Origin of the sequence: Pseudomonas sp. P108, assembly GCF_032613195.1 — a bacterium.
Lineage (GTDB): Bacteria > Pseudomonadota > Gammaproteobacteria > Pseudomonadales > Pseudomonadaceae > Aquipseudomonas.
On record NZ_CP126691.1, the window covers coordinates 4,749,338 to 4,775,533 of the forward strand.

At 60.5% G+C, this 26,196-nt stretch carries 26 protein-coding genes; 10 read left to right on the top strand and 16 right to left on the bottom strand.

Annotated elements, in window-relative coordinates; translation table 11 throughout:
- Positions 1-8: 8 nt before the first annotated feature.
- On the bottom strand, positions 9-977 hold the full coding sequence (locus tag QOM10_RS20795) for a putative 2-dehydropantoate 2-reductase (RefSeq protein WP_410479233.1): 969 nt from the start codon (positions 975-977) through the stop codon (positions 9-11).
- The gene (locus QOM10_RS20800) at positions 977-1,363 is read right to left on the bottom strand and encodes a thioredoxin family protein (protein ID WP_160041313.1); all 387 of its coding nucleotides are present in this window, start codon (positions 1,361-1,363) and stop codon (positions 977-979) included. The genes QOM10_RS20795 and QOM10_RS20800 overlap by 1 nt, the downstream gene beginning before the upstream one ends.
- On the opposite strand from QOM10_RS20800, the gene QOM10_RS20805 reads away from it, so the two are divergent.
- A complete protein-coding gene (locus QOM10_RS20805; protein WP_007908584.1) occupies positions 1,362-1,805 on the top strand; it encodes a PilZ domain-containing protein in 444 nt (147 codons plus the stop codon). The genes QOM10_RS20800 and QOM10_RS20805 overlap by 2 nt on opposite strands.
- A gap of 130 nt (positions 1,806-1,935) precedes the next feature.
- Positions 1,936-3,012 carry a 3-deoxy-7-phosphoheptulonate synthase gene (locus QOM10_RS20810; protein WP_127929246.1) on the top strand — a complete coding sequence of 359 codons (1,077 nt, stop codon included), beginning with the start codon at positions 1,936-1,938 and terminating at the stop codon, positions 3,010-3,012.
- Positions 3,013-3,072: 60 nt separating this feature from the next.
- On the opposite strand, the gene QOM10_RS20815 is transcribed toward QOM10_RS20810, so the two are convergent.
- Entirely contained in the window at positions 3,073-3,354 is a 282-nt protein-coding gene (locus QOM10_RS20815) for a GNAT family N-acetyltransferase (RefSeq protein ID WP_003226804.1), read from the bottom strand.
- 640 nt (positions 3,355-3,994) lie between these two features.
- Here QOM10_RS20815 and oprI point away from each other — a divergent pair.
- Positions 3,995-4,246, top strand: coding sequence for an outer membrane lipoprotei OprI (oprI, locus tag QOM10_RS20820; RefSeq protein WP_003199355.1), 252 nt, complete (start codon positions 3,995-3,997; stop codon positions 4,244-4,246).
- Positions 4,247-4,372: 126 nt separating this feature from the next.
- Here the strand turns inward: oprI and QOM10_RS20825 are convergent, their stop codons facing one another.
- From QOM10_RS20825 to QOM10_RS20835, 3 genes are all read right to left on the bottom strand, one after another.
- Entirely contained in the window at positions 4,373-5,344 is a 972-nt protein-coding gene (locus QOM10_RS20825; protein ID WP_127929247.1) for a L,D-transpeptidase family protein, read from the bottom strand.
- A 180-nt stretch (positions 5,345-5,524) separates the two neighbouring features.
- A complete protein-coding gene (locus QOM10_RS20830) occupies positions 5,525-5,818 on the bottom strand; it encodes a hypothetical protein (protein ID WP_007908575.1) in 294 nt (97 codons plus the stop codon).
- A 57-nt stretch (positions 5,819-5,875) separates the two neighbouring features.
- Entirely contained in the window at positions 5,876-6,481 is a 606-nt protein-coding gene (locus QOM10_RS20835) for an arylesterase (RefSeq protein WP_316916878.1), read from the bottom strand.
- A 10-nt stretch (positions 6,482-6,491) separates the two neighbouring features.
- Here QOM10_RS20835 and QOM10_RS20840 point away from each other — a divergent pair, with 10 nt between their 5' ends.
- From QOM10_RS20840 to greB, 3 genes are read left to right on the top strand one after another with little or no spacing between them, the layout of a single operon-like run.
- Positions 6,492-7,175 carry an ABC transporter ATP-binding protein gene (locus tag QOM10_RS20840; protein WP_007908572.1) on the top strand — a complete coding sequence of 228 codons (684 nt, stop codon included), beginning with the start codon at positions 6,492-6,494 and terminating at the stop codon, positions 7,173-7,175.
- A complete protein-coding gene (locus QOM10_RS20845) occupies positions 7,175-9,679 on the top strand; it encodes an ABC transporter permease (protein WP_316916879.1) in 2,505 nt (834 codons plus the stop codon). Before QOM10_RS20840 ends, QOM10_RS20845 begins: the two co-directional genes overlap by 1 nt.
- A 34-nt stretch (positions 9,680-9,713) precedes the next feature.
- Positions 9,714-10,211 (top strand): transcription elongation factor GreB, encoded by a 498-nt coding sequence (gene greB / locus QOM10_RS20850; protein ID WP_003226818.1) that lies wholly within the window; start codon positions 9,714-9,716, stop codon positions 10,209-10,211.
- 6 nt (positions 10,212-10,217) lie between these two features.
- Here the strand turns inward: greB and QOM10_RS20855 are convergent, their stop codons facing one another.
- The 3 genes from QOM10_RS20855 to QOM10_RS20865 form a co-directional block, all read right to left on the bottom strand.
- Positions 10,218-10,526, bottom strand: coding sequence for a hypothetical protein (locus tag QOM10_RS20855; RefSeq protein WP_077573983.1), 309 nt, complete (start codon positions 10,524-10,526; stop codon positions 10,218-10,220).
- 249 nt (positions 10,527-10,775) lie between these two features.
- A complete protein-coding gene (locus QOM10_RS20860; protein ID WP_007908568.1) occupies positions 10,776-11,210 on the bottom strand; it encodes a DoxX family protein in 435 nt (144 codons plus the stop codon).
- Between the two features lie 111 nt (positions 11,211-11,321).
- The gene (locus QOM10_RS20865; RefSeq protein ID WP_316916880.1) at positions 11,322-12,743 is read right to left on the bottom strand and encodes a transglycosylase SLT domain-containing protein; all 1,422 of its coding nucleotides are present in this window, start codon (positions 12,741-12,743) and stop codon (positions 11,322-11,324) included.
- A 236-nt stretch (positions 12,744-12,979) separates the two neighbouring features.
- Here QOM10_RS20865 and QOM10_RS20870 point away from each other — a divergent pair, with 236 nt between their 5' ends.
- From QOM10_RS20870 to QOM10_RS20880, 3 genes are all read left to right on the top strand, one after another.
- Positions 12,980-13,795 carry a TatD family hydrolase gene (locus QOM10_RS20870; protein WP_127929252.1) on the top strand — a complete coding sequence of 272 codons (816 nt, stop codon included), beginning with the start codon at positions 12,980-12,982 and terminating at the stop codon, positions 13,793-13,795.
- A 202-nt stretch (positions 13,796-13,997) separates the two neighbouring features.
- The gene (locus QOM10_RS20875) at positions 13,998-15,479 is read left to right on the top strand and encodes a methyl-accepting chemotaxis protein (protein ID WP_316916881.1); all 1,482 of its coding nucleotides are present in this window, start codon (positions 13,998-14,000) and stop codon (positions 15,477-15,479) included.
- Positions 15,480-15,691: 212 nt separating this feature from the next.
- Entirely contained in the window at positions 15,692-16,057 is a 366-nt protein-coding gene (locus QOM10_RS20880; RefSeq protein ID WP_127929254.1) for an Mpo1-like protein, read from the top strand.
- A 1-nt stretch (position 16,058) separates the two neighbouring features.
- Here QOM10_RS20880 and QOM10_RS20885 read toward each other — a convergent pair whose 3' ends face one another.
- The 3 genes from QOM10_RS20885 to QOM10_RS20895 all read right to left on the bottom strand — a co-directional run bounded on the left by QOM10_RS20885 (position 16,059) and on the right by QOM10_RS20895 (position 18,216).
- Positions 16,059-16,853, bottom strand: a complete 795-nt coding sequence (locus QOM10_RS20885) for a thioesterase family protein (protein WP_316916882.1) — start codon at positions 16,851-16,853, stop codon at positions 16,059-16,061.
- Between the two features lie 240 nt (positions 16,854-17,093).
- A complete protein-coding gene (locus tag QOM10_RS20890; protein ID WP_316916883.1) occupies positions 17,094-17,858 on the bottom strand; it encodes a CHAD domain-containing protein in 765 nt (254 codons plus the stop codon).
- Between the two features lie 79 nt (positions 17,859-17,937).
- Positions 17,938-18,216, bottom strand: coding sequence for a hypothetical protein (locus tag QOM10_RS20895; protein WP_016770894.1), 279 nt, complete (start codon positions 18,214-18,216; stop codon positions 17,938-17,940).
- Between the two features lie 216 nt (positions 18,217-18,432).
- On the opposite strand from QOM10_RS20895, the gene QOM10_RS20900 reads away from it, so the two are divergent.
- Positions 18,433-19,479 (top strand): patatin-like phospholipase family protein, encoded by a 1,047-nt coding sequence (locus tag QOM10_RS20900; RefSeq protein ID WP_127929258.1) that lies wholly within the window; start codon positions 18,433-18,435, stop codon positions 19,477-19,479.
- Positions 19,480-19,588: 109 nt separating this feature from the next.
- Here QOM10_RS20900 and QOM10_RS20905 read toward each other — a convergent pair whose 3' ends face one another.
- From QOM10_RS20905 to kdpB, 4 genes are all read right to left on the bottom strand, one after another.
- Complete coding sequence (locus QOM10_RS20905) at positions 19,589-20,284, bottom strand: response regulator (protein ID WP_127929259.1); 696 nt, start codon at positions 20,282-20,284, stop codon at positions 19,589-19,591.
- A gap of 48 nt (positions 20,285-20,332) precedes the next feature.
- The gene (locus QOM10_RS20910) at positions 20,333-22,984 is read right to left on the bottom strand and encodes a sensor histidine kinase KdpD (RefSeq protein ID WP_316916884.1); all 2,652 of its coding nucleotides are present in this window, start codon (positions 22,982-22,984) and stop codon (positions 20,333-20,335) included.
- Positions 22,985-23,122: 138 nt separating this feature from the next.
- Positions 23,123-23,668, bottom strand: coding sequence for a potassium-transporting ATPase subunit KdpC (gene kdpC / locus QOM10_RS20915; RefSeq protein WP_127929261.1), 546 nt, complete (start codon positions 23,666-23,668; stop codon positions 23,123-23,125).
- 460 nt (positions 23,669-24,128) lie between these two features.
- Positions 24,129-26,192: a potassium-transporting ATPase subunit KdpB gene (gene kdpB / locus QOM10_RS20920; protein WP_316916885.1), complete on the bottom strand. Its 2,064-nt coding sequence runs from the start codon at positions 26,190-26,192 to the stop codon at positions 24,129-24,131.
- Positions 26,193-26,196 lie beyond the last annotated feature (4 nt).

Sequence of the window (26,196 nt, forward strand, 5' to 3'; positions counted from 1 at the left end):
CAACCGGCTTAAACGTTGCGCCGGTCGATAAAACTCAAATTGCGATACAACGCTTCGATGCGCGGCAACTCACAACCTGCTGCGTTTGCTGCCGCCAATGGCCGAGCGTAGATCGCTTCCAGCTCCAGCGGTCGTTTATGTAAAAAATCGTGGTGCATGCTCGGCCAGTAGTCGGGCATTTTCTCGGTCATCATGAACAGATAGTCGGCGTAACCTGGCGGAATATCGTGACCGCAGGCCTTGGCCCCCTGCACCACTTCGTTCATCAGCGCCTTGATCAGCAGGCGGCTGTCGGCATCGGCCATCAGCGGTGTGGTACTCGCACCGAGCAACACCGAGAGCCCGTTATAGGGAATATTCCACACCAGTTTCTGCCAGCGCGCCTGCTGCAGATTGGGCATCGCCTGTGAATCGATTGCGGTGGCGCGGAACAGACCGGAGCCCTCTTCGACAATCGCCATGCGTGCAACGTCATCAATGGCCGGGCCGCTGTGATAGCCAACATTGACGGCGCCCAAGGCCTGATGGGTGATTTGTCCAGGACCTTCGCGGTGTACGCAAATCAGGCACAAACCGCCCAGCAGGTGCAGGGAATCGGGGAGCAGTTCACGCAAACCGTCTTCGACGTCGAGACCGTTTTGCAGCACCAGTACTTTCGCATCCGGTTTGGCCGCTTGAATGATGGAAGGCGCGAGACCGGCGTTGCTGGTGGTTTTCGCCCCTACCAACAGCCAGTCGCACTTGGGCATGTCTTCGGCAGCCGAATAGGCTTGCACCGGATTCAACGTCAGCGGGCCATGCACCGCGCTGTTCACCTGCAAACCACGCTCGGCCACCGCCGAAAATTCGCTGCGCAACAGAAAGTGCACATCGAAACCGGCACGCGCCAGCATCACACCGTAGAACCCACCAATTGCGCCGGTACCGATAATCCCTACGACCGGTTTATCAAAGCCCGGTTTATTCTCTGCCGCCATCATGGCAACTCCTCTGCAATTCGGCCCAGTGCCTGTCCCAGCGCCGCGTTCAGCGCATCAGCGGTCAGGCGCGTGTGCAATGCCCCAAAGAACTCACCGTCGCGCACCACAAACAGCGCCGGCAAATGAAAGACCTGATAACGCTCGACCAACCCGCCGTTGTCGCCGGCATCGATCCAGCACAACTGATCGATGGCCAGATCAAGTCCCGGCAACACCTCGCGGGCATAACGGCAACTGGCGCAACCGACGCTGGTGAAAATCACCAGCGAAACGCCGCTCATCGCCAATAGCCGTTGATCGGCGTCGAAATCGGTCAGTTCGGATTCGACCACTATACTGGGGGAAACAATGTCAAATGACCGACACAGGGAGTCTGTGCTCATGGGACGTTTCATTCCTCATCCGGACGAGGTGCCGGTTGAATTAACCTTGCTCAAGCCTGAGTGTATTTCCAGGCAACAGCTGCACACTATCAGCCTCGGCGGCATCGCTTGCAATTACCACCGTGCCTGGCGCCATGGCACCGCCCTGCAAGTACGCATGCCGACACTCAACGCCGACATCTGCTACCCGGGCTATGTCGCGTGGTGTCTGCGCCGCAAAAAAGGCTACCTGGTGGGCATCGCCTTCACCGATGAGCAGACGCTGTTCAGCGCGCGAATGGGTGAGCAGGTGTGTCAGATCGAGCGCTATTGCCGCATGCACGACACCCACGATGACCTGCAAGAAATTCAGGCGGTGGCCCTGCAATGGGTCGAGCAACACGCCGACGAGTTCTCCCACGACAGCGTGCGCAAGGCTTTTGCGCAGCCAGCGCTGGACTAAAGCGCCTTTTGCCCATTGTCGAGCAGGCGCTTTACGCGCTAAGGTTCCGCTCCCCGACGCGCTTAAATCTGCTGTGCTCCGCCGCGCGGGGATCGCTGGCGGCCGGCACCCGTGACCTGACGAGTAAACGATGGCTGATTTACCGATCAACGACCTAAACGTCGCCTCTAACGAGACCCTGATCACTCCCGATCAGCTCAAGCGTGATATCCCTCTGAGCGATGCTGCCTTGCGCACCGTCACCAAGGGCCGCGAAGTCATTCGCAACATTCTTGATGGCACCGACCACCGTCTGTTCGTAGTGATCGGCCCGTGCTCGATCCACGACATCAAGGCTGCCCACGAATACGCCGATCGCCTCAAGGTGCTGGCTGCGGAGGTCTCCGACACTCTGTATCTGGTCATGCGCGTGTATTTCGAGAAGCCACGGACCACCGTTGGCTGGAAAGGCCTGATCAACGATCCGTATCTGGACGACTCGTTCAAGATCCAGGACGGTCTGCACATCGGTCGTCAGTTGCTGCTGGATCTGGCCGAAAAAGGCCTGCCAACCGCCACCGAAGCCCTCGACCCGATCTCCCCGCAGTACCTGCAGGATCTGATCAGCTGGTCGGCCATCGGCGCACGTACCACTGAATCGCAGACTCACCGGGAAATGGCTTCCGGCCTGTCCTCGGCCGTAGGTTTCAAGAACGGCACCGACGGCGGTCTGACTGTGGCGATCAACGCCTTGCAGTCGGTGTCCAGCCCGCACCGTTTCCTCGGTATCAACCAGGAAGGTGGCGTGTCGATCGTCACCACCAAGGGCAACGCCTACGGTCACGTGGTGCTGCGCGGTGGTAACGGCAAGCCGAACTACGATTCGGTCAGCGTTGCCCTGTGCGAACAGGCGCTGAACAAGGCGAAGATCAAGCCGAACATCATGGTCGATTGCAGCCACGCCAACTCCAACAAGGACCCGGCCCTGCAACCGCTGGTAATGGAGAACGTTGCCAACCAGATCCTCGAAGGCAACCAGTCGATCATCGGCCTGATGGTCGAGAGCCATTTGAACTGGGGTTGCCAGGCGATTCCCAAAGACCTCGCCGACCTGCAATACGGCGTGTCGATCACCGATGCCTGCATCGACTGGTCTGCCACCGAGAACACCCTGCGCAGCATGCACGCCAAGCTCAAGGATGTTCTGCCGAAACGCGAGCGTAGCTAATCAGCGTTTTACAGGCATAAAAAAACGCCGGGCATTGCCCGGCGTTTTTGTGTGTGCGGTTCAGATCTTGGCGGCGCGGCGCTGATGGCGTTCCATGTAGCGCTCGACGTAGGAACACGACGGGATCACCGTGTAGCCCATTTCTTCGGCGTACTGCAGCGCGCTTTCGGTCAGCGCTGCGGCAATACCACGACCACGCAGGGCGTTGGGCACGAACGTGCGATAGATATCCAGAGTCTGTTTCCCCAGATCCATATAGGTCAGGTAGGCACGATGACCGTCCACATTGGTCTCGAACTGATGACCAGCCTGGTCATGGTGGATGGACAACGCCTCGCTCATCACTACTCCTCGCGGGTCTTGAATTCTGACCCCTACCTTACCGATGTTTTTCCGGCGAAGAAACAACTACGCCACCCCGTGCCTGATGGACACCGAGAAGAGCCACACCGATCTCGCGCAACCTGGCACCTGATAAATAGTAGGCACCATTGGCAAAAATGCTCAAGGTACGCTCGTCATCAAGCGAGTTCGCGGGGGGGAAGCTCCGATGGACGCAGGGTGAGCTTGCGAGAGGTTCTTCGCGGTCCGCTCACCTGCACATTGCCGGATGTTGAGATTTAAGACGTGCGACCTTTTTTAAAGTCACCTCAACATGGACAAAGATAAGCGAAGCAGCGCGCAAATTCGCAACAAAAGTGTGGACGAATTCATCTAGACAGACTTATCCAAGACTGCAAAAACAGCAGGCAGTAACGGGAACTTTTTCTCAATAACTCGCTCTGCGCGGGGCTTGCAGCTGGGTATTTTTTATACAGCGCAGTTAAAAGTTGCTCGAAAAAGAATCAGCGCCTACAATTTTTTTTGCTTCTTGCCTTACGTCAGTTTACTTACTACAAGTAATGGGTAGTATGTACGCCGGCTATTTCCTCAATCGTGAGGAGACAGCCACTTAATTTGAAAGTCCTTGAAGGGGAACACGATGAACAACGTTCTGAAATTCTCTGCTCTGGCTCTGGCCGCAGTTCTGGCTACCGGTTGCAGCAGCGCATCGAAAGAAACCGAAGCACGTCTGACCGCTACTGAAGACGCAGCTGCTCGCTCCCAGGCTCGTGCAGACGAAGCTTACCGTAAAGCTGATGAAGCTCTGGCTGCTGCTCAAAAAGCACAACAGACTGCTGACGAAGCTAACGAGCGTGCTCTGCGCATGCTGGACAAAGCTAGCCGCAAGTAATAATCCCTCGGGATTGTTATCGAGCCGACCCGATTTTTCGGGTCGGCTTTTTTATTGCCCGTCTTTTTGTTCAGGCAATAAAAAACCCGCCGACGCTTCACGCATCGACGGGTTCCGGACTTCGACTTACTGCTGCAGGTCGATCGGTGTATTGGCAACAATCGGCGCCGAAGTATTCGGTGTGCCGATTTCCGTTGGCAGGCCATCTTCGGCCGCAACCACATCCCGTACCACATCCCAGTTCACACGCAGGTTGCTGGTAACGTCTTCACGCTTGAGCATCGCGTTGATCACTGCGGTGTGTTTGTCGACCACCGACGGGTTGCCCTTGTCGTCGATCGGCGTGTGCGCTTCCAGATAAACCTTGCCGCCACTGCTGCCGAACTTGTAGGCATCGTTGAGGATACGCACCGACGTACCGACCGGCACCATGCCGGCCATTTCCAGCACGTTGTTGTTGAACATGCGGAAGCAGCCGTGGCTGGTACGCATGCCGATCCCGAACTTCTTGTTCGAGCCGTGGATCAGGTAGCCCGGCGTGCCCAGCGTGAACTTGAACGGGCCCAGCGGATTGTCAGGGCCGGCCGGCACTACGTTTGGCAGTGGATCGCCATCAGCGGCGTGCTCAGCCTTGATCGACGCTGGAGGCGTCCAGGTCGGGTTTGGCGTCTTGGCGGTGATCGAGGTGTGCGCAATCGGCGAACCCCAACCCTCGCGACCGATACCCAGCGGGAACGTGTAAACCACGTTGCGGCCTTTCGGGAAGTAGTAGAGGCGGTATTCGGCGAGGTTGATGACAATGCCTTCGCGCGGACCCGGCGGCAGAATGAAACGGGTCGGCAAGACGATTTCGGTGCCGGCGCCCGGCAACCAGGCATCGACGCCCGGGTTGGCTGCAACCATCTCCGAGTAGCCCAGATCGTACTTCGTGCCCAGATCGGCGAAGGTATCTTCGTACTTGGCTTTGATCACCTGCACCTGGCCGATGATGTCTTCACCGGGTGGTGGCAGGGGAAACTCCAATGCAGCAACGGGACCGGCCACACACAGGGCGGCAAGTGACAGGCAGCGGGTGACGGCAGGAAAGCGCGGCAACATCCGGAAAATCCTTCGCATGATCAACAAGGGTATAAGAGCGCGATTGTACACCGCACTTTGAATATTCGGGGAGCTACGCCGATGGACCGTGCTGAATGCGAAAAGATCGCAGCCTTCGGCAGCTCCTACAGGATTACGCGAACCCATGTAGGAGCTGCCGCAGGCTGCGATCTTTTGCTCTTAAAGCTCGAAACGCAATTCCGGCCAGATCGGCGAGGTGCCACGCTTCTGCGATTCCAGAATCGCCCGGCACAACGAGCACAGGCGCTGATCCTGAAACACCCGGCGATCCACGCTCGACCAGCGCGGTTGCGCCGGCAGCAGACTGCCGCACAAGGTGCGATCAGCCGAGCCACCGAGTTCGAGTTGACGGGTCACCAGATGCACCCGCACTTCCTGGCAGGCGAACAGATCCAGCTGCTCGTCAGGCTCGATCAGTTGGTAGGCAAACAGGGACCAGGCAGAACGCGACATCGGGGGCTCCAAATAAGGGGGCGCCACATTAGCCGAAAGCCTGCCACTAGAAAAGCCTCATAACAGCGGTTTTAGCGTCGGCCAGACATTTTCCAGCAACTTGCCCTGAGCCCCGGCCGCCGGGTGCAGACCATCGGCCTGCATCAAGTCCGGATGCCCGCCCACGCCGTCGAGGAAAAACGGTACCAGCGGGATCTTTTTATCGTCGGCGAGTTTGCCGTAGACCTCGGCAAAAGCATCGGTGTAACGCTTGCCGTAATTGGGCGGCAGTTGTATGCCGAGCAACAGCACCTTGGCCCCGCTCTGACGCGAGCTGTCGATCATCGAGGCAAGATTTTGTTGCAATTGAGTTGGCGGCATTCCGCGCAAGCCATCGTTGCCACCCAGTTCGAGGATCACCAGTTCCGGCTTATGCTCTGCAAGCAGCGCGGGCAGGCGCGCCTGGCCTCCGGCACTGGTGTCGCCGCTGATGGAGGCATTGACCACTTTGTCGTCGAAACCCTCCTGTTTGAGCCGTTGTTCGAGCAACGACACCCACCCCAAGCGGGTATCCAGTCCGAAACCGGCGCTGATACTATCGCCAACGATCAGGACAGTACCCGCCGCTGCGTTCTGGGCCATGCACATCAAGGCCAGGCCAGCACTCAAAAACCACACACGCATCGGATTCTCCATGGGCGCAAGCATTCTCACCGCGAAGAACCTCAGCAAAGTGGTTCCCAGCGCGGAAGGTGAACTGACTATCCTGCACGAACTCAGCCTGGAACTGAACAAGGGCGACAGCCTGGCCATCGTCGGCGCATCCGGTTCGGGCAAATCCACCCTCCTCGGCCTGCTCGCCGGTCTCGATCTGCCGAGCAGTGGCGAAGTCATCCTCGCCGGCCAGGGCCTGAGCAATCTCGATGAAGACCAGCGCGCACGCATTCGTGCCGAACACGTCGGTTTCGTCTTTCAATCATTTCAACTGCTCGACAGCCTCAACGCACTGGAAAACGTCATGCTGCCGCTGGAACTCGACGGCCGCAAAGACGCCCGCGAACGTGCGACTGAATTGCTTCAGCGCGTCGGCCTTGGCCAGCGCCTGACCCATTCGCCGCGCCAGCTCTCCGGTGGCGAACAACAACGTGTGGCGATCGCCCGTGCGTTTGCTGCCGAGCCTGACGTGCTGTTCGCCGACGAACCCACCGGCAACCTCGACAGCCACACCGGTGAGCGCATCAGCGACTTGCTCTTCGAATTGAACAAGGAACGCGGCACCACCCTGGTGCTGGTGACCCACGACGAACGCCTGGCCCATCGCTGCCGGCGTCTGATCCGACTTGAAGCCGGGCTGTTGGTCGCCCCTCTGGAGCCTTGATGGCACGTTTGCCGCTGTTGCGTCTGTTCAGTCTCGCCATTCGCCAGCTCATGCGCGATGCCCGCGCCGGCGAATTGCGCGTGTTGTTTTTCGCCTTGGTCGTCGCAGTGGCGGCGAGTACCGCCATCGGCTATTTCGGCGCCCGCCTGAACGGCGCGATGATGCTGCGCGCGACCGAGTTCCTCGGCGCCGACCTGGTGCTTGAGGGAAGTTCGCCAGCACGCGAAGAACAGATCAGGAGCGGCACCGAGCTGCGTCTGAATCATGCGCAAGTGGTGGAGTTTTCCAGCGTCATCGCCGCCGACAATGGCATTCAGCTGTCGAGCATCAAAGCCGTCGACCGCACCTACCCATTGCGCGGTGAACTGAAGAGCGCACCTGCCCCGTTCGCCGCCGAAGAAACCGGCGGTGAACCGCAACCCGGCGAAGCCTGGGTCGAGGCACGCCTGCTGACCGCTCTGGATCTGAAGATCGGCGACAGCATCGATGTCGGCATGAAGACATTGAAAATGACCCGTGTGCTGACTTACGAACCGGATCGCGCCGGCAATTTCTATAGCCTGACGCCGCGGGTAATGATCAACCTTGACGACCTCGCCGCCACCGGCGTGGTGCAACCCGGCAGCCGCGTGAGTTACCGCGAACTGTGGCGCGGTGAACCGCAGGCGCTGGAAACCTATCGACAGCTGATCAAACCCGGGCTCGCCGCCAACCAGCGGATTCAGGATGCCCGCGACGGCAACCGGCAGATTGGCGGTGCACTCGGTAAGGCCGAGCGTTATCTGAACATGGCCAGTCTGGTCGCCGTGCTGTTGGCCGGTGTCGCGGTGGCGTTGTCGGCTAACCGCTTTGCCAGTCGCCGCTTCGATGCCAGCGCCTTGCTGCGCTGCCTCGGCCTATCGCGCCGGGAAACCATGGTGCTGTTCAGTTTGCAGTTGACCGTGCTCGGCCTGCTCGCCGCACTCAGCGGAGCGCTGCTCGGCTGGCTGGCACAACTGGGTTTGTTCGCACTGCTGCATGATTTGTTGCCAAGCGATGTGCCTCCGGGCGGTCTGTTTCCAGCCATCGCCGGCATCGGCACCGGGCTCGTCGCACTCGCCGGTTTCGCCTTGCCGCCGCTGGCCGCATTGGGTCGCGTGCCGCCGCTGCGTGTGCTGCGCCGGGACATGCTGCCGATTCCGTCGAGCACGTGGATGGTTTATGGCGCCGCTCTGGGTGCGCTCGGTTTGATCATGTGGCGCCTGAGTCTGGATCTGCTGCTGACATTCGCCCTGCTCGGCGGTGGCGTGGTCGCCGCGTTGGTACTGGGTGGTTTGCTGCTGTTGTTGCTGCAAAGCCTGCGGCGGATGCTCGCCCGAGCTTCGCTGCCATGGCGCCTGGGCCTGGGCCAGTTGCTGCGCCATCCGTTGGCAGCGGCCGGTCAGTCGTTGGCGTTCGGTCTGATTCTGCTGTCGATGGCCTTGATCGCTCTATTACGTGGCGAACTGCTCGACACCTGGCAAAACCAGCTACCGAAAAACGCTCCCAACTATTTTGCCCTGAACATTCTGCCGGCAGACAAACAGGCCTTCACCGATCACCTGATCAAGGTGTCCGCGCAAGCGGCGCCACTGTATCCGGTGGTACCGGGACGGCTGATCAGCATCAACGGCGACGCCGTGCAGCAAATCGTCAGCAAGGATTCGGCGGGCGACCGCGCCATTCAAAGAGATTTGAGTCTGACCTGGGCCGCTGACTTACCGGCGGGCAACAAGCTCACTTCGGGTGAATGGTGGAAGGATCAGCCGACCGACGATGTTCCCGGCGTATCGGTGGAAGGCAAAGTCGCCGAAAGCCTCAAGCTCAAACTCGGCGATCACATGGTGTTCAGTGTCGGCGGGGTCAATCGCGAGGCGAAGGTCACCAGCCTGCGCGAAATCAACTGGGACAACTTCCAGCCGAACTTCTTCATGATCTTCCAGCCCGGCACGTTGAAGGATCTGCCGGCGACTTACCTGACCAGCTTCTATCTGGCACCGGGCCATGACCAGCAGATCGTCGAACTGTCGCGTACCTTCCCGGCGGTGACCATTCTTCAGGTCGAAGCGCTGCTCGAACAGCTGCGCAGCATCCTCGCCCAAGTCACCCTGGCCGTGGAATATGTGTTGTTGTTTGTTTTGGCAGCGGGCATGGCCGTGCTGTTTTCCGGCTTGCAGTCGACGCTGGATGAACGTATTCGCCAAGGGGCGCTGTTGCGTGCACTGGGGGCGGAGCGGCAGTTGCTGATCAAGGCACGGCGTATCGAGTTCGGTTTGCTCGGTGCGGTCAGCGGATTGCTCGCGGCGATCGGCTCGGAAGTGGTGAGTCTGGTGTTGTATCGCTACGCCTTCGATCTGCCGTGGCACCCGCATCCATGGTTGTTGGTGCTGCCGTTGATTGGCGCCGCGCTGATTGGGGGGGCCGGCGTGTTCGGTACGCGCCGGGCACTCAACGCAAGTCCACTGACAGTGTTGCGTGAGGGTTGATAGACTCAGTCGGTCTTAATCACAAGAAGTTGCCATGAGCCGTTATCGCCCTCCCCGCACCGCCGGCACCGCGTTGATCACCCCTGAAGGTGAAGCGCGGATGCGTGCCGAATTTCATGAGCTGTGGCATGTGCGCCGTCCGCAGGTGACGCAATCGGTCAGCGAAGCGGCGGCTCAGGGTGATCGCTCGGAGAACGCCGAATACACCTACGGCAAGAAGATGCTGCGCGAGATCGACAGTCGCGTGCGCTTTCTGACCAAACGCCTGGAAGCGCTCAAGGTCGTCAGCGAAAAACCCAGTGATCCGAACAAAGTCTACTTCGGCGCCTGGGTGACCATCGAAGACGAAGACGGCAAGCAATCGCGCTACCGCATCGTCGGCCCGGATGAACTGGATCTGAAACTGGGCCTGATCAGCATCGACTCACCACTGGCCCGCGCCTTGATCGGCAAGGCGCTGGATGCAGAAGTCCGGGTGCAGACTCCGACTGGTGAACAGTTCGTTTACATCGTCGCCATCGACTATCCGTAAAGCGTATCAGCGGCGAGTGATCAGGCCCTGCCGCGCAACGCGGACCAGTTGTTTGATCATCTCTGGTGCATCTTCGGCAGTCGGGGCCTGAATCACTGCCAGATCAAAACTGTCAGTGGCGAAACGCGCCAGCGACTCGCCGTCTTCAACGAACTGGATGAGGAACGCGGCAGGACCGCCGCTGCGACGTGGCCAGCCATCGAGATAACGCAACAGCGTCGGCTGATGTTTGCCGCCAAGGAGAATTTTCGGGTTGCGCTGGGTGATATGTGCCGTGATCGGCGCGGGACGTGCTGGAGGGCGTAGTGCATTCATCATGTCGTGTCTCTGCCTCAAAAGTCTGCATGGCAGGTGAGAGGCAACACCGAACCAGCGCTTTAGCGGTATTTCAAAGCCCTGTTCCGGCTTCTGACGGCAACTGTTGAAAGTCACCTGGCGCCCCGCAAGTAGCTGTTTAAATCGGCGCATGGGCAACATCCTAGAGAACGTGACCGATGAGTGTCAAGAATCAGCCGCAACAAAAAAGGCCCGCACAATGCGGGCCTTTTCCTTGAGCCAGAGCGGTTAACCGGCGATGGCGCGGTCCACCGAGAGCTTGCCGGCGCCTTCGATCAGGACGGCGAGGCTGCCACCGAGCAGGGCCAGGGCGAACTCGTAACCGTTGTTGGCCATAAACAGACCGTTGCTGATGTGTACGGTGAAGATCGCCACCAGCGACAGGAAAGTCAGACCCAATGCCGCCGGACGCACCAGCAGGCCGATGATCAAGGCCAGGCCGGCGAAGAACTCAGTGCCGCCAGCCAGGGTCGCCATCAGGTAGCCCGGGTGCAGACCAATGCTGTCCATGTACTGCGCCGTACCTGCCAGACCATAACCACCGAACAGTCCGAAAAGCTTTTGCGAACCGTGCGCAGCGAAGATTACGCCGACCGCAATGCGCAGGATGGTCAGACCGTAGCCAGCGCGGGTGAACAGTACTTTGTTGATCAGAGAGCTCATGGGGCATTCCTTGTTTTGCGAGAAGTTGTGTGTGTTGGTTGGCCGCTATATTAATCAGTAAATTTCATGTTAAAAGCGCAAATATTCCGCCATAACAATCAGTTTATTAGATCATTTCCGTGAGACGAATTTTTGCGCCCCGGGCTCCAACGACTCCCGCTCCCGGTCGAACGCCAAGTAATACTTGTTCACGCTATTAACATAGCTGACCGGCCCCATTCCTACCTGCTCCATGGCGATACGCTCGACCTGGAAGAACCACTGGTTAGGATTCAGCCCCCGCCGCCGGGCCTCAGCGCGCATGCCCTGCACGCGCTCGGGGCCAATGTTGTAGGCCGCGAGGGTGAACGCCATGCGCTCGCGCTCGTTGAGTTTGGGGCTGCTGAAGAACTCGCGGCGAATCATTGCCAGGTACTTGGCCCCGGCCTGCACATTCGCATCGAGATTCTGAATGTTGTTCACGCCGACTCGCTGAGCGGCGGAAGGCGTGATCTGCATCAGCCCGGTCGGGCCACTGCCGCTGCGGGCATTGGGTTGCAGGCGTGATTCCTTGAACGCCAGTGCGGCCAGATTGAGCCAGTCCATGTTCTGCGCCTGGGCGTGTTTTTGCAGGGTCGGGCGCAGTTTTTCCAAGCGCTGGCGGTCAGCCTTGGCCAATGGATAGTGGACTTGATAGAGACGGCGATAGATGCGCAGAAACGCGGCATCTTCGTTGGATGGTTTCTTGTAACCACCGAGGAAGCGGTCAATGCTCGCGCGCAACATCGCAGCATCGCGGCGCACGAACCAGTACTCCTCGCCCGGCTCGCTGATCATCAATTGCCGGTCAAAGCGCAGTTTCGGCAGGATTTTGCCCCAGCGCTCGGCGATCGGTTGTTCGACGATGGTCAGGTGAAAAATACCGCCCTGAACCATCTCCAGTACATCCTCGACCGCCAGGGTCGGATCAACCCATTCGATCTTGATCGGCGCCAGTTTGTGCAACGCCAGTTTCTGATTGAGCTGACTGACCGCCTCCCCCGCCGCACTGCCGGTGGGCAGCGCCAGGGTTTTACCGGAGAGCTGCTCGACCTTGGTGTAGCGGCGCTCCCCCTTGATCCCGACCAACACCAGCGGCACGTTGCTGGCGATAGGTTCGCTACTGGCCACGGCATAGCCAGATTGCAGATCGAGCAATTCACCCGGTGCGACCAGATCACCTTCGCCACGCTGCAAGGCGCCGAGCAATTGGTCCTTGGCTTTGGGAATGATCTTGAGGGTGATTTCCTGGCCATCGCGGGCATGGCCATTGAGGTATTGCTCGAAGGCACGCAGGCGATGGTATTCGACGCCGATGGCCTGGCCCTGAACTTCGCCGGAGCTGTTGCGGCTCTGGTTGACCAGTACGCGCAACACGCGGCTGCTGCGAATCTCGGACAAGTCACGCACCTTGGCCGCCGGCACGGCTTGCAGCGGCCCGGGCAGGCGCGCAACCGCCGTCATCGGCAGCAACAACGATCCACACAACAGCAGCAAAACCGAGGGACGAATCATCCACTCTCCGAAAAGAATACGGGGTGATTTCATCTCTTTGAGTTCGAAATCACCGACGAAAACAGAGCGCCTGGAGCGCTGGCAAAGTGCGAGAGACTGGCACAGTACTGGCACTTCTGCCAAACCGGGCTGCGTCGCGGCATCAAGAGACAGCTATAACTCGTTGTAGTTCTTGGCTTTTCTTATGAATCTACAGCTCTGGTATGCTTTCCGGCCTTCGGCCCGAGGTAGCAACCATGCAACTCATCGATATCGGCGTCAACCTGACCAACCCCAGTTTCGCCGACAAACACCAGGCCGTACTCGACCGCGCCTATGCGGCCGGGGTCTGCCAACTGGTGCTGACCGGCACCAGCGTCGAGGGCAGCGAACAGGCTCTGGAGCTATGCCAGCAACTGGATGAGAGCGGTCAACGGCTGTTCGCCACCGCCGGTATTCACCCGCATTCGGCCAGTGACTGGAACACGGACAGTGCCCGTCGTTTGCGCAGCCTGCTGCAAGAGAAAAACGTCGTTGCCGTGGGTGAATGCGGTCTCGATTTCAACCGTGATTTCTCGCCGCGCCCACAGCAGGAAAGAGTCCTCGAAGAGCATTTGGCCTTAGCCGTTGAACTGCAATTGCCGGTGTTCCTGCATGAGCGTGATGCCAGCCAGCGCCTGTTGGAAATCCTCAAAGGCTTCCGTGATCACCTGCCCGCCGCTGTCGTGCATTGCTTCACCGGTGAGCAAAAGGCGCTGTTCAGCTACCTTGATCTGGATCTGCACATCGGCATCACTGGCTGGATCTGCGACGAACGCCGTGGCACGCATTTGCATCCGCTGGTCAAAGAGATCAAACGTGGACGCTTGATGCTGGAAAGCGATGCGCCTTATCTGCTGCCGCGCACCCTGCGCCCGAAGCCAAAGAACGGGCGCAATGAGCCGGGGTATCTGACTGAAGTGCTGCGCGAAGTGGCGTTGCATCGTGGCGAAACCGAGGAGGATCTGGCAGCGCACACCACCGCGTGCGCCCGCGCGTTCTACAACCTCCCGGCCCTTCCTGACACACCATAATTCCCTTGTGGGAGCGAGCCTGCTCGCGAAAGCGGTGGTTCAGATGGCAATGATGTTGACTGACACGCCCTCTTCGCGAGCAGGCTCGCTCCCACAGGGGGAACAATGCGCCCTGTTGACTCATATCAAGATCTTCCGACCTGCATAGCGGCACAATAATGGCACCTTGCCAAAACTGTTTCCGCTATCAGAGAAGACCTCCATGGGTGCCTGGCTTAGCAATATCTCGCTGAAGTACAAATTCTGGGCGGTCAATGCGGTCGCCTTCGTTACCACCCTACTGTTGGTGTTGTACGCCGTGCAGCTCGAACAACAGGCGCGCAGTCACGCCTCACAAGCCTCCGCACAGGCCCAGGCGCAACTGCTCAAGGCTTGGCCGGCCGGGCAGCCATTGCCTAAAGCCGATCAGGTGCTGACCTTCAAGCGCGGCGAAGCACCGCGCCTGAACGATCAACCCTTGCTGGAAATCACGGGAAGCAACGGCTGGAACGAGATCAATCACCTGCCGCTGTTCGGCGACAACCCGTTGATGGGCGCTGAGGTGTTCAGCCGCGCCGACGGTCAACAGGTCGCGGTGATTGCCTACGGCCCGAGCCTGAGTCAGGTGTTCAGCGAGCGTTTCGCCAATTACGCGGTGGCGGTGTTCATTCTGATGTTCGCCATGCTGTGTGCCTCGCAACTGCTGATCCGTTTCCTGCTCAGCCAGCTCAACACGCTGAAAGACGTGATGCTCCACGTCGAGAAAAGCGGCGATCTCTCGGCCCGAGTACCGCTGGCCGGCAAAGATGAAGTCGGGCAGATGGCCAATGCGTTTAACGCGATGCAGGCCGGTTACCAGCGCGTTGTGACCACCGTCGCCAACACCGCACGGCAACTGGATGTCGGCGCGGCGCGGCTGGCGTCGAGCATGAACGAAGTGCGCCACGGCATGCTCGGTCAGCAGAGCGAAACCGATCAGGCGGCCACGGCGATCAATGAAATGACCGCCACCGTTTATCACATCGCCCAACACGCCGGCGCCACCCGCGACCTGTCGCAGACCGCCGACGGCCTCGCCGGCAGCGGTCAGCAAGTGGTCGCCCGGGTGCAGCAGTCGATTGCCGGGCTGTCCAGCGGTGTTCAGCAGACGGCCGAGATGATTCAACGGCTGGCCGAGGACAGTCAGAAGATCAACGGCGTGGTCAGCGTGATTCACAGCATTGCCGAGCAGACCAACTTGCTCGCCTTGAACGCCGCCATCGAAGCGGCCCGCGCCGGTGAAATGGGCCGAGGGTTTGCCGTGGTCGCCGATGAGGTGCGCAATCTGGCGAAACGGGTGCAGACCTCGACCGACGAGATCACCACGATGGTCTCGGCCTTGCAGGCTGGCACTCGCGACGCGGTGGACTTCATGCAGGAGAGTTCGTACAAGGCCGACGATTGCGTGCAGCAGGCGCAAGAGGCCGGCGCGGCGCTGGCGGAGATCACCGGAGCGGTAGCGCAGATGCGTGAGAGCAACACGCAGATTGCCGTGGCGGCGGAGCAGCAGAGCCAGGTCGCCGAAGAGATGAATCGGGCGGTGGTGAGCATTCGTGATGTGACCGAGAACACCGTGCAGCAAACTGTGGATTCGGCGACGACCAGTAATGAGTTGGCGACGCTGGCTGGAGAGTTGAGCAAGGCCATAGGTCAATTGAAGCTCTGACGCCCCCTTCGCGAGCAGGCTCGCTCCCGCATTGGATCGGTGCGCATACAAATTCCTTGTGGGAGCGAGCCTGCTCGCGAAGGCGTCAGACGGGGCGACATCGAATCCTGCGATGACGCCTATCACTTCAATAGCCAACCTTGATTCGCCGCCCTCACCGCCCGGGCCTATTCTTCAACCATGAGTTCAACATGGATCGAGGAGTAGAAAACATGGGCAAACGTCACCCCAACCTTCCCGCGTGGCAATGGCGCGCGTACCCGGGCAATCATCAGCACCCGACCAATCTGGTGTTGCACCTGATCGCTGTGCCGTTGTTCATCGTCGCGTTTCTGCTGATTGTCTCCGGGGTGTTCAGCCTGAGCCTGGCCAGCGTCGCCATCGGCGTGATCGGAATCGTCGCGGCGCTGGGTTTGCAGCGTCACGGCCACAGCCTGGAGACGCAAGCCTCCGAGCCGTTCAGTGATCGTAAAGATGCGGTGTCGCGGTTACTGGTCGAGCAGTTTCTGACTTTTCCGCGCTTCTTTCTCAGTGGTGGTTGGTGGCGCGCCTGGCGTGAGCGCCACCGTCGGCATTGAGTCAGGCGAAGATCGTGACAGTCTGACGACTCATTGCAATCAACTCCCCTTCTGCGCTCCATAACTTGGCGGCGACATGGCCGTAGCCGTCGGCGGCGTACTCGATGTCGGCCAGGTATTGGCACCAGTCCAGCGTGCTCAAGTCGCGTAACGGCTGAACGAATTCGATGGTCCAGGTCAAGGTGCTGCCCGGTGCCGGCTTCTTCAGATACGGCAGCAGTGCGGGCGGCCATGCATCCACCAGGGCCAACAAATGCGCCTCATTGACCGGCTCTTCTTTGACATCCCCACGCAAGCGCACCCAGCCGCCCATCAGCCGCGATTGCGTGCCGGTGAACGGCATACCGCCGACACTCCAGCGCATTGCCAGATGACGCATGAATTCCGGGGTCACGCCTTTGATGTACGGCAACTCCTGGCATTCGTCCCAGTGTTTCATTGACGGCGCCGGATACGCTTCGACTGCCACCTCCGACGGCCGCGAGGCACCGAAACTGCCTTGGACGATGGTCACCACCTGACCATTCTGCATCGCCCGGCCCATGACCTGGCTGACGGCTTTGCCTTCGCGCAGCACCTCCACTTCGAAGCTCACCGGGACTTCAGGCTCGACCGGTCCAACAAAGGTGATCGCCAGGGAACGCACCGGGCGATCCGCCGGGACTTTCGCACGCATGGCTTGGTATTGCAGCGCGGCCACCAGACCACCGAAACTGGCACGGCCCTGACCCCATTCGGCAGGAATCGTCAGTTCCGGTTGGCGGCGGACCGCATCGAGCAGATCGCTAAAGCGCATGGGGCAACCTCAGAAAACGAGAAAGTAATGCAGGGATCTTAACCAGACCTGCACAGCGCCGCAGCGTCTATTCCGGTCAAAGAGACTGACAGAAAGGCCTTACCAGGCTTCCTAACACACACAACACCCTGTGGGAGCGAGCCTGCTCGCGAAGAGGCCGTGTCAGTCGACATATTTGCCGTCTGAACCAGCGCTTTCGCGAGCAGGCTCGCTCCCACAGGAGTTCTTGTGAATGGAGAGTTATTTGAAACAGGCTGAACCGAGTTTTTCCAGCACGCGATCAGCCTGGGTTTCGGCTTTGATCATGGTCGCCTGCCAAGTGGCGACGCACGGTTGAAGATCAGCCTCAAGCTCAGCTTTCGCCAACCATTGCCAGCAATCGTGCCAGTCGCCCAACGCGCCTTGCGCAGACTTCAATCGCTTCAGCGCCGCGGCGGGCAAGCGGTCCAGTTCGGGATAAGCTTCGATGCCGTAGCGCACGCGTTTGATCAGCAAACGCAAGCGATGGCGGTCGTGAGCGGGATCGTGCAGCGCCTCGTCGAGTTTCTGCCATTGCTTGCCGAGGCGTTTTTCGATGCGCTTGTCCAAGCCCTTGAGCAATCCCTGACGCTGGGAAGCACGGAGGAAACGCGGGAAAGCATCGAGAATCATCAACAGCGAAGCCACCTCGGCACTCGCCGCCAGCGCCGGATAGGCCTCGGCCATTTGCGCCATGCGGCGTTGCGCAGCTTCAGGCTGATCATGCTGAAGCAAGTACGCCGCCAACACTTCGCGATCCCGCCACGGCGTGGTCAATTGGCCGACCGCCGAAGCGGCGTCTTCCAGTTGCTCGACACCGGGCAAACCGCGCAATGGCCGCAACAGGCTGCGCAAGCGCCGCACCGTGGTGCGCAGATCATGCAGCGCCTCGGGGTCGGTACGTGCCGTCAATCGCGCCTGACAGGCCAGCAGCCGCACCTCCAGACTCAGGACATGAGCCACCAACCGATCAACCAACGCAGACATCACTTGCTCCTGATTCAAATGGCTCTGACGATCATTCTGCTGCCCAGTGAACGCAGCCTCCTTGCTTCACGTCAGCAGCTTAGCGGCCGGCGCGGGATTCGCGAATGTAGAAACGCGCCTTCTCGGCCTTCTTGCTGCAACCTTCAAAGCCTTCGAATTGTTGCTGGGTCTTCGCGGCGGTCAGCAGCGACAACGCTTTGGAATAGCTGACGGTGCCGGCAAAGCCTTCGGCCTTGGCCAGATCCAGCTCATGCCAGGCCGCGTCGAGCTGGCTGCCGCAGCTGTCGCGGTAAGCGGTTTTACCGGCGCAACCGGCCAATACCAGAGCCATCAACGGCACACAGATCCAGGCTTTCATCACTCACACCTCAAAATAGGTCAACAGTCGTGCAGGTAAGACGGTAAGGCTGCGAAAAAGTGCCTTGCCGGCGGGTGAAACCGCGCAACTGAGAAGGATAGCGCCGAAGGGTCATGCAGTATCGAAAAAACGACGTCACTGGCGCACTGAACGACTTCGGCGATTGAGCCGACCCGGCGATGGGTGCATTGTGCAACCTTGTCGGGAGGAAGTTTGATGAAAAAGCGTGTCGCACTGGTGCTGGGCTCCGGTGGCGCCCGGGGTTATGCCCATATCGGAGTCATTGAAGAGATCGAACGACGCGGTTACGACATCGCCTGCATTGCCGGGTGTTCGATGGGCGCGGTAGTCGGCGGGATCTACGCCGCCGGTAAACTCGACGTTTACAAGAACTGGATCGAAAGTCTCGACTATCTGGATGTGCTGCGGCTGGTCGACGTGAGTTTCCGGCTCGGTGCGATTCGCGGCGAAAAGGTCTTCGGGCAGATCCGCAAGATCGTCGGCGAAATCAACATCGAAGACTTGCGCATCCCCTACACCGCCGTCGCCGCCGACCTCACCAACCAGCAGGAAATCTGGTTTCAGGAAGGCTGCCTGCATCAGGCGATGCGCGCCTCGGCGGCGATTCCCAGCCTGTTCACGCCGGTGATGCAAGGCAATCGCATGCTGGTCGACGGCGGCATTCTCAACCCGTTGCCGATCGTGCCGGTGGTGTCGAGCCACTGTGATCTGATCATTGCGGTCAATCTCAACTCGACCAACCAGCGTCACTACAAATTGCCAGTCATCCAGCGCCCGGCCGCGTTCCGCTCACGCTTCGACAGCCTGATCAGTTCGCTGGGATCGAAGATGCCGTTCCGCCGAACACAGGCCGAGCAATTGTTGCGGCTCGAACAGGAAGCGCTGCGCGCCGAAGCGGCGGACATCAATCCCTGGCTGGACGGCGCCGAGCCGGAGAGTCAACAACCGGCGGCCGCGCCCGAGCGTGAAGGCGCACCGAAATCGGCGACCGGTTCGTTCATCATCGATAACGTCGGGCCGGCCTCGTTGCTGGATTTGATCAACCAGAGTTTCGAGGTGATGCAGACCTCGCTGGCGCAGTACAAGATTGCCGGATATCCGCCGGACATCCTGATCAACGTACCGAAGCGGGTGTGCCGGTTTTTCGAGTTCTACAAGGCGCCGGAGTTGATCGCGTTGGGGCGCGAGATTGCGCGGGATACGCTGGATCGGTATGACAGTGAGCAGAGCAGAGAGCCTTGAAGCTCTCCGTTGTCTCAAGGCCGCCTTCGCGAGCAGGCTCGCTCCCACAGGGGATTTGTGAACGACGCAGATCCAGTGTGGGAGCGAGCCTGCTCGCGAAGAGGCCAGATCAGCCAACATCACTCAATAGCCGATAGCCAACCCCGGCCTCCGTGACAATAAACCGCGGCCGCGTCGGATCATCCGCCAGTTTCTGCCGCAAATGCCCCACCACAATCCGCAGATAATGGCTGTCCTCGGTGTGCGTCGGGCCCCAGATATCCTTGAGCAGTTGCTGCTGGGTAATCACTCGCCCCGGATGCCGTGCCAGTTGCGCCAGCACCGCGTATTCCTTGCGCGTCAGCGCCACTTCGACGCCGTCGAGCAGCACCCGCCGATAGGCCAGATCCACCGTCAACGGGCCGAAACTCAACGCCGCCTGCTGCGCCTCCCCCGCCGGTGCCTGACGCAACAACGCACGCACCCGGGCGAGAAATTCCTGAATACCAAACGGCTTGGTCACGTAGTCATTGGCGCCGCCATCCAGTGCCTGGACTTTCTGTCCTTCGCTGGCGCGCACCGACAGCACCAGCACCGGCGCCGTGGCCCATTCGCGAAACTCGCGCAGCACTTGCTGGCCGTCCATGTCCGGCAGGCCTAAATCGAGCACCAGCAAGTCCGGCTTGTTCAAGGCGGCCTGCGCCAGCCCCTCGGCACCCGTGCCAGCCTCGAGCACTTTGTAGCCTTGGGAAGCGAGGCTGATGCGCAGGAACTTGCGAATCTGCGGTTCGTCGTCGATGACCAAAATGGTCGCGGTCTGGCTCATGAATTCACATCAACACAAAAGAGTGGCAAGAGAGTAGCGCAGTCGCAATCAGGCTTCATCGTCCATCCCCGGTTGCGTCTGCAACGGCAAGTGCAAGGTGATGCAGGTGCCGCGCCCATCGATGCCGTCGGCGACACTGATACGACCGCCGTGCGCGCCGACCATGCCCTGACAGATCGCCAGCCCGAGGCCGGTGCCCTGCCCCCCGCGATCACCCCGGGCAGCGGTGTAGAACATATCGAAAATCTTCGCCCGTTCATCCTCGGGAATCCCCGGCCCTTCATCGCTGACCGAGAAGAAAATCTCCTCGTCATTCGCTCCCGCACTGAGTTGCAAGCGACCGTGAACGGGTGAGAAACGCGCTGCGTTTTCCAGCACATTGACCAACGCCTGCTCGATCAGCGCGGCATGCACGAACAGCAGCGGTAACTCCGCCGGCACATCGGTGCTGACCTGCAGCGGCGCGAGCACTGCACGCAGACGATTGAGCGAACTGCCGACGATGTCGGCGGGCGACACCCAGTCCCGTGCCAGCTTCAGCGCGCCATGGCCGAGGCGGGTCATGTCGAGCAGATTCTGAATGTAGCGATCGAGGCGTTCGGCTTCATCGCGGGTGCCTTCGAGCAGTTCACGACGATCCTCCAGCGGGATCGCTTCGCCGAGGGCCAACAGACTGTCGATACTGCCGCGCATGGCGGTCAGCGGCGTGCGCAAATCGTGGGACACGGAGGCCAGCAAGGCACTGCGCAGTTGTTCGGTTTCACCGTGCAGGCGCGCGGCTTCCAGGTCATCGGCCAATTGCGCGCGCGCCAGCGCTTGTGCGAGCGGTTGACTCAACGCGGTAAGCAAACGCCGGCGTTGCCCGCTCAAGGTTTGGCCTTCTTTCGCGCAGACACCGAGCAACGCCAGCGGCCCGTCTTCGACTGACAGCGGCCACCACCACCAACGCCCGAACGGCAACGTGCCGGTGCCCATGCCCGCTGGCTGATCGTGCTGCCAGGCCCAGTCTGCAGCCGCGCGCTCGGCTTCGGTGAATTGCAGCGGGCCGCCGGTCTCGACTTTCCAGCCGCCCTGGCCGTCGCGGTTAAGCAGACACAGTTGCAGATCGCTCCAGCCGTTGAGGTGTTGCGCAGCGGCGCTGACCACGGCTTGGCGGTCGGTCGCGGCGGTGAGTTTGCGCGACAGGTCGAGCAGTTCGGTGGTTTCTTCCTGGGTGTCGCGCAACGCCTGCAATTGCCGACGCTGACGCGCCGCGAGGTTGCCCGTCAGTGCCGCCATCAACAGGAAAAACAGCAGGGTCAGCACATCTTCTTCGCGCTGAATGCTGAAAGAAAAATTCGGCGGGATGAACAGAAAATCGTAGGTCAGAAACGACAGCGCCGCACAAGCCAGCGCCGGGCCGAGGCTGCTGCGCACCGCGACCAGCAACACGGCCGCGAGAAACACCAGCGAGATATTCGGCAGTGGCAACACACTCGACACCGCCCAGGCCAGAGCACTGGCCAACACGGTGGCGACCAGCGCCAGTGCATAGTCGAACCACACCAGTGTCAGCGGGTTTCGCGGGCGCGACTGCGGGTGTTCATGATCATTGTCGAGGACGTTGATTTCCAGCCCATGGGCCTGACGCAACAGACGCGCCGCCAAGCCACCGCCGAACAGTCGACGACGCCAACTCGGCCGAGACTGGCCGACCAACACCAGACTCGCACGGCGCTCGGCAGCATGCTGGACCAAGGTTTTCGCCACCTCACCGGCGCGCAATAAAACCACTTCACCACCGAGGCGCTCGGCCAATTGCTGAGCGCTTTGCAGGCGCAGACGCGATTGCTCGTCGCGCACCGCACCGTTATCGACGTGCACCAGACTCCACGGCAGATGCCGACGCTGAGCGACGCGACTGGCGTGGCGCACGAGGCGTTCGGCCTGCGCATCACCATCGACGCCGACCAGCAAGCGCCCACGCACCGCCGGAGCGGCCTGACCGAGCTGGCGATAGCCTTGGGCGAGATCGTTGTCGACCTGCGCGGCAGCCGTCTGCATCGCCAGTTCGCGCAGTGCGGTGAGGTTGGTTTGGGTGAAAAACGCATCGATCGCCGCGCGCGCCTGCTCGGGCACGTAGACCTTGCCTTCGCGCAAGCGCTCGAGCAATTCGCGCGGCGGCAGGTCGATCAGCAGCAGTTCATAAGCTTCTTGCAACACCCAGTCGGGCAGCGTCTCGCGCACCTGCACACCGGTAATGCCGCGCACTTGGTCGTTGAGGCTTTCCAAATGCTGGACGTTGACCGTGGTGAACACGTCGATGCCGGCGGCGAGCAGTTCCTGAATGTCTTGCCAGCGTTTCGCGTGGCGACTGCCCGGGGCATTGCTGTGTGCCAGTTCGTCCACCAGCACAAGTTTCGGCTTGGCGGCGAGCAGGCCGTCGAGGTCCATTTCTTCGAGCATCACGCCACGGTATTCCGAGCGTACCAGCGGCTGCTGCGGCAAGCCGCCGAGCAGCGCTTCGGTTTCCGCCCGGCCGTGGGTTTCGACGACGCCAGCGATGACTTTCACGCCTTGGCGCAGTTGCGTGTGCGCAGCCTGAAGCATGGCGTAGGTCTTGCCGACACCGGGGGCGGCACCGAGGAAAACCTTCAGGCGGCCACGGCCGTCACGGGGCAGGTCTGCTAACAGCGCGTCGGCGCGGCCGGAGTCGCTCATGCTTGATGCTCTCTCTTCCTGATTGATCGTTCCCACGCTCTGCGTGGGAATGCAGCCCGGGACGCTCTGCGTCCCATAAAAGCAGACGCAGAGCGTCTATTGATGCATTCCCACGCAGAGCGTGGGAACGAGCATCGACTACAGTTTTTCCAGTGCCATATTCAGCTCCAGCACATTCACCACCGGCGGCCCCACCAGCGGCTGCTCGATGTGCGCATCGAGCAGTTGCTGCAAGGTCGACACCGGCAGATTGCGTGCTGTCGCGACACGCGCCAGTTGATAGGCAATTGCTGCCGGTGGCAAGTGTGGATCGAGGCCGCTGCCGGAAGTGGTCAGCAAGGCCAATGGCACCGGACCTTGACCCGAAACCTGCAGTTTGTTGGCCTCATCTATCACCCGTGTGGCGAGCGCCGGATTGCTCGGTGCCAGGTTGCTCGCGCTGCTGGAAACGGTCGCGAAGGCACCGGCGGAGGGACGTGCATGGAACCAGGCATCGCCGACAAAATCCTGGGCGATCAGCGACGAGCCACGGACCTTGCCAGCGGCGTCGTGCACCAGGCTGCCGTTGGCTTGAGCGGGAAATGCGACTTGCGCGACACCCGTCACCACCAGTGGATAGGCAACGCCGGTGACCAGGGTCATCAGCACCAGCAGGCTCAGGGCCGGACGTATCATTGTGGACATAGCAAAATCCTCGAATTCGTTGGGCAAACTTTGGTGGGGTGCCAGGGGGATCTTTTCCCCCTCACCCCAGCCCTCTCCCCCAAGGGGGCGAGGGGGAAAGGGAGCCGATTTATGTGCTTTTCAAAACCTGGGTTCAGCTCGGTATTTCAAGTCGGTGTAGCTCTCGTAAACACCTCGGTCAGTCCCCTCTCCCACGAAGGTGACAAGAGGAAAGGGAGCCGATCTTTGTGCAGTTCAAAACCTGAGTTCGGCTCGGTATCTCAAGTCGGTGTAGCTCTCGTAAACACCTCGGTCAGTCACCTCTCCCACGAAGGTGACAAGAGGAAAGGGAGCCGATCTTTGTGCAGTTCAAAACCTGAGTTCGGCTCGGTATTTCAGGTCGGTGCAACTCTCGTAAACACCTCGGTCAGTCCCCTCTCCCCCCGGGAGAGGGTGAGGGTGAGGGGCTGCGATATCAGCCTCACACCAGATGCAGCGCCGTGAGCAACATGTCGATCGCCTTGATCCCCACGAACGGCACCAAAATCCCGCCCAGTCCGTAGATCAACAGATTGCGCCGCAACAACGCCGCCGCACTCGCCGCCTGCACGCGCACACCGCGCAGCGCCAGCGGAATCAGCACAACGATGATCAAGGCGTTGAAGACAATGGCCGAGAGAATCGCGCTCTGCGGACTGGTCAGTTGCATGATGTTGAGCACGCCCAGTTGCGGATAAATCGAGGCGAACAGCGCCGGCAGAATCGCGAAGTATTTGGCCACGTCGTTGGCGATGGAAAACGTCGTCAGCGCGCCACGGGTCACCAGCAATTCCTTGCCGATCTGCACCACGTCCAGCAGCTTGGTCGGATCGCTGTCGAGGTCGACCATGTTGGCCGCTTCGCGGGCAGCCTGGGTGCCGTCGTTCATCGCCATGCCGACGTCAGCCTGGGCCAGCGCCGGGGCATCGTTGGCGCCGTCGCCGCACATCGCAACCAAGCGACCGTCGTTTTGTTCGTGACGAATGCGCGCGAGTTTTTTCTCTGGCGTGGCTTCGGCGAGGACGTCATCAACGCCCGCTTCTGCAGCGATGGCAGCGGCAGTCAGCGGGTTGTCGCCGGTGACCATCACCGTGCGAATCCCCAGTTTGCGCAACTCGGCAAAACGCTCGCGAATGCCCGGTTTGACCACGTCCTTGAGGTGGATCGCGCCGAGCAATTTACCGTCGGCACAGACCAACAATGGCGTGCCGCCGCTCTGCGCAATCTTGTCGATTTCCCGCGACAACGCCGGGGCCAGGTCCGAGCGTTTCTGGCCGAGGAAACTCAGCAGCGAATCCACCGCGCCTTTGCGGTAGATGCGACCTTGATAGTCGACACCGGACAAACGGGTTTCAGCGCTGAACGGCACGGCGGTCAGGGTTTCCAGCGCCGGCTCAGGCTGCGGATGCAGACCCCGCAGGTATTCGACGATGGATTTACCTTCAGCGGTTTCATCGGCCAGCGAGGCAAACAACGCACCTTCGGCCAGCTCGCGACCATTCACACCGGGCGCGGCATAAACCGCGCTGCAACGACGGTTACCGAAGGTGATGGTGCCGGTCTTGTCCAGCAACAGCACATGCACATCACCCGCCGCTTCCACTGCGCGACCAGACTTGGCGATCACATTGAGGCGCACCAGACGATCCATCCCGGCGATACCGATTGCCGACAACAGACCGCCAATGGTGGTCGGGATCAGCGTGACCAGCAGCGCTACCAGAAACACCAGCGGCAGGCTGCCGTTGGCGAAATGGGCGAACGGTTGCAAGGTCACGACCACCAGCAAGAAGATCAGGGTCAGGCCGATCAACAGTATATCCAGCGCCACTTCGTTCGGGGTCTTCTGGCGTTTGGCGCCTTCGACCAGGGCGATCATGCGATCCAGAGTCGACTCACCGGGGTTGGCGGTGATCTGCACCAGCAACCAGTCGGAGACCAGTCGCGTGTTGCCGGTGACGGCCGAACGGTCGCCGCCGGACTCACGGATCACCGGCGCCGATTCACCGGTGATTGCTGCTTCGTTGACCGCCGCGATGCCTTCGATGACTTCGCCGTCACCGGGGATCATTTCCCCCGCTTCGACACGCACCACATCGCCCTTGCGCAGACTTGCCGCCGGCACTACCTGAAAGCTGCCGTTGGCCAGTTTGCGCCGGGCGCTGAGGCCTTCGCTGCCAGCCTTGAGGCTGTCGGCGCGGGCCTTGCCGCGACCTTCGGCCAAGGCTTCGGCGAAGTTGGCGAACAGCACGGTGAACCACAGCCACAGGGCGATTTGTGCAGCAACAAAAGTTGGCACATCGGCGTCGGGAATGAAGCACAGCACGGTGGTGAAAATCGCGGTCAGTTCGACCACCAGCATCACCGGCGAACGCTTCAATTGCCGAGGGTCGAGCTTGACGAAGGCTTGCACCAGCGCCGGCCGCCACAGGGCCGAGATCGCGGTTTTCGGTGCTTCTGCCGACTTGGTCGGCTCTGCAGGTTTTGCAGGAACGTGCATATTCATGATG

Bases quoted from the DNA above. Each gene is read 5' to 3' on its own strand.
- QOM10_RS20795 (WP_410479233.1), bottom strand. From the start codon at position 977: ATGGCGGCAGAGAATAAACCGGGCTTTGATAAACCGGTCGTAGGGATT.
- QOM10_RS20805 (WP_007908584.1), top strand. From the start codon at position 1,362: ATGGGACGTTTCATTCCTCATCCGGACGAGGTGCCGGTTGAATTAACC.
- QOM10_RS20800 (WP_160041313.1), bottom strand. From the start codon at position 1,363: ATGAGCACAGACTCCCTGTGTCGGTCATTTGACATTGTTTCCCCCAGT.
- QOM10_RS20810 (WP_127929246.1), top strand. From the start codon at position 1,936: ATGGCTGATTTACCGATCAACGACCTAAACGTCGCCTCTAACGAGACC.
- QOM10_RS20815 (WP_003226804.1), bottom strand. From the start codon at position 3,354: ATGAGCGAGGCGTTGTCCATCCACCATGACCAGGCTGGTCATCAGTTC.
- oprI (WP_003199355.1), top strand. From the start codon at position 3,995: ATGAACAACGTTCTGAAATTCTCTGCTCTGGCTCTGGCCGCAGTTCTG.
- QOM10_RS20825 (WP_127929247.1), bottom strand. From the start codon at position 5,344: ATGTTGCCGCGCTTTCCTGCCGTCACCCGCTGCCTGTCACTTGCCGCC.
- QOM10_RS20830 (WP_007908575.1), bottom strand. From the start codon at position 5,818: ATGTCGCGTTCTGCCTGGTCCCTGTTTGCCTACCAACTGATCGAGCCT.
- QOM10_RS20835 (WP_316916878.1), bottom strand. From the start codon at position 6,481: ATGCGTGTGTGGTTTTTGAGTGCTGGCCTGGCCTTGATGTGCATGGCC.
- QOM10_RS20840 (WP_007908572.1), top strand. From the start codon at position 6,492: ATGGGCGCAAGCATTCTCACCGCGAAGAACCTCAGCAAAGTGGTTCCC.
- QOM10_RS20845 (WP_316916879.1), top strand. From the start codon at position 7,175: ATGGCACGTTTGCCGCTGTTGCGTCTGTTCAGTCTCGCCATTCGCCAG.
- greB (WP_003226818.1), top strand. From the start codon at position 9,714: ATGAGCCGTTATCGCCCTCCCCGCACCGCCGGCACCGCGTTGATCACC.
- QOM10_RS20855 (WP_077573983.1), bottom strand. From the start codon at position 10,526: ATGAATGCACTACGCCCTCCAGCACGTCCCGCGCCGATCACGGCACAT.
- QOM10_RS20860 (WP_007908568.1), bottom strand. From the start codon at position 11,210: ATGAGCTCTCTGATCAACAAAGTACTGTTCACCCGCGCTGGCTACGGT.
- QOM10_RS20865 (WP_316916880.1), bottom strand. From the start codon at position 12,743: ATGATTCGTCCCTCGGTTTTGCTGCTGTTGTGTGGATCGTTGTTGCTG.
- QOM10_RS20870 (WP_127929252.1), top strand. From the start codon at position 12,980: ATGCAACTCATCGATATCGGCGTCAACCTGACCAACCCCAGTTTCGCC.
- QOM10_RS20875 (WP_316916881.1), top strand. From the start codon at position 13,998: ATGGGTGCCTGGCTTAGCAATATCTCGCTGAAGTACAAATTCTGGGCG.
- QOM10_RS20880 (WP_127929254.1), top strand. From the start codon at position 15,692: ATGGGCAAACGTCACCCCAACCTTCCCGCGTGGCAATGGCGCGCGTAC.
- QOM10_RS20885 (WP_316916882.1), bottom strand. From the start codon at position 16,853: ATGCGCTTTAGCGATCTGCTCGATGCGGTCCGCCGCCAACCGGAACTG.
- QOM10_RS20890 (WP_316916883.1), bottom strand. From the start codon at position 17,858: ATGTCTGCGTTGGTTGATCGGTTGGTGGCTCATGTCCTGAGTCTGGAG.
- QOM10_RS20895 (WP_016770894.1), bottom strand. From the start codon at position 18,216: ATGAAAGCCTGGATCTGTGTGCCGTTGATGGCTCTGGTATTGGCCGGT.
- QOM10_RS20900 (WP_127929258.1), top strand. From the start codon at position 18,433: ATGAAAAAGCGTGTCGCACTGGTGCTGGGCTCCGGTGGCGCCCGGGGT.
- QOM10_RS20905 (WP_127929259.1), bottom strand. From the start codon at position 20,284: ATGAGCCAGACCGCGACCATTTTGGTCATCGACGACGAACCGCAGATT.
- QOM10_RS20910 (WP_316916884.1), bottom strand. From the start codon at position 22,984: ATGAGCGACTCCGGCCGCGCCGACGCGCTGTTAGCAGACCTGCCCCGT.
- kdpC (WP_127929261.1), bottom strand. From the start codon at position 23,668: ATGTCCACAATGATACGTCCGGCCCTGAGCCTGCTGGTGCTGATGACC.
- kdpB (WP_316916885.1), bottom strand. From the start codon at position 26,192: ATGAATATGCACGTTCCTGCAAAACCTGCAGAGCCGACCAAGTCGGCA.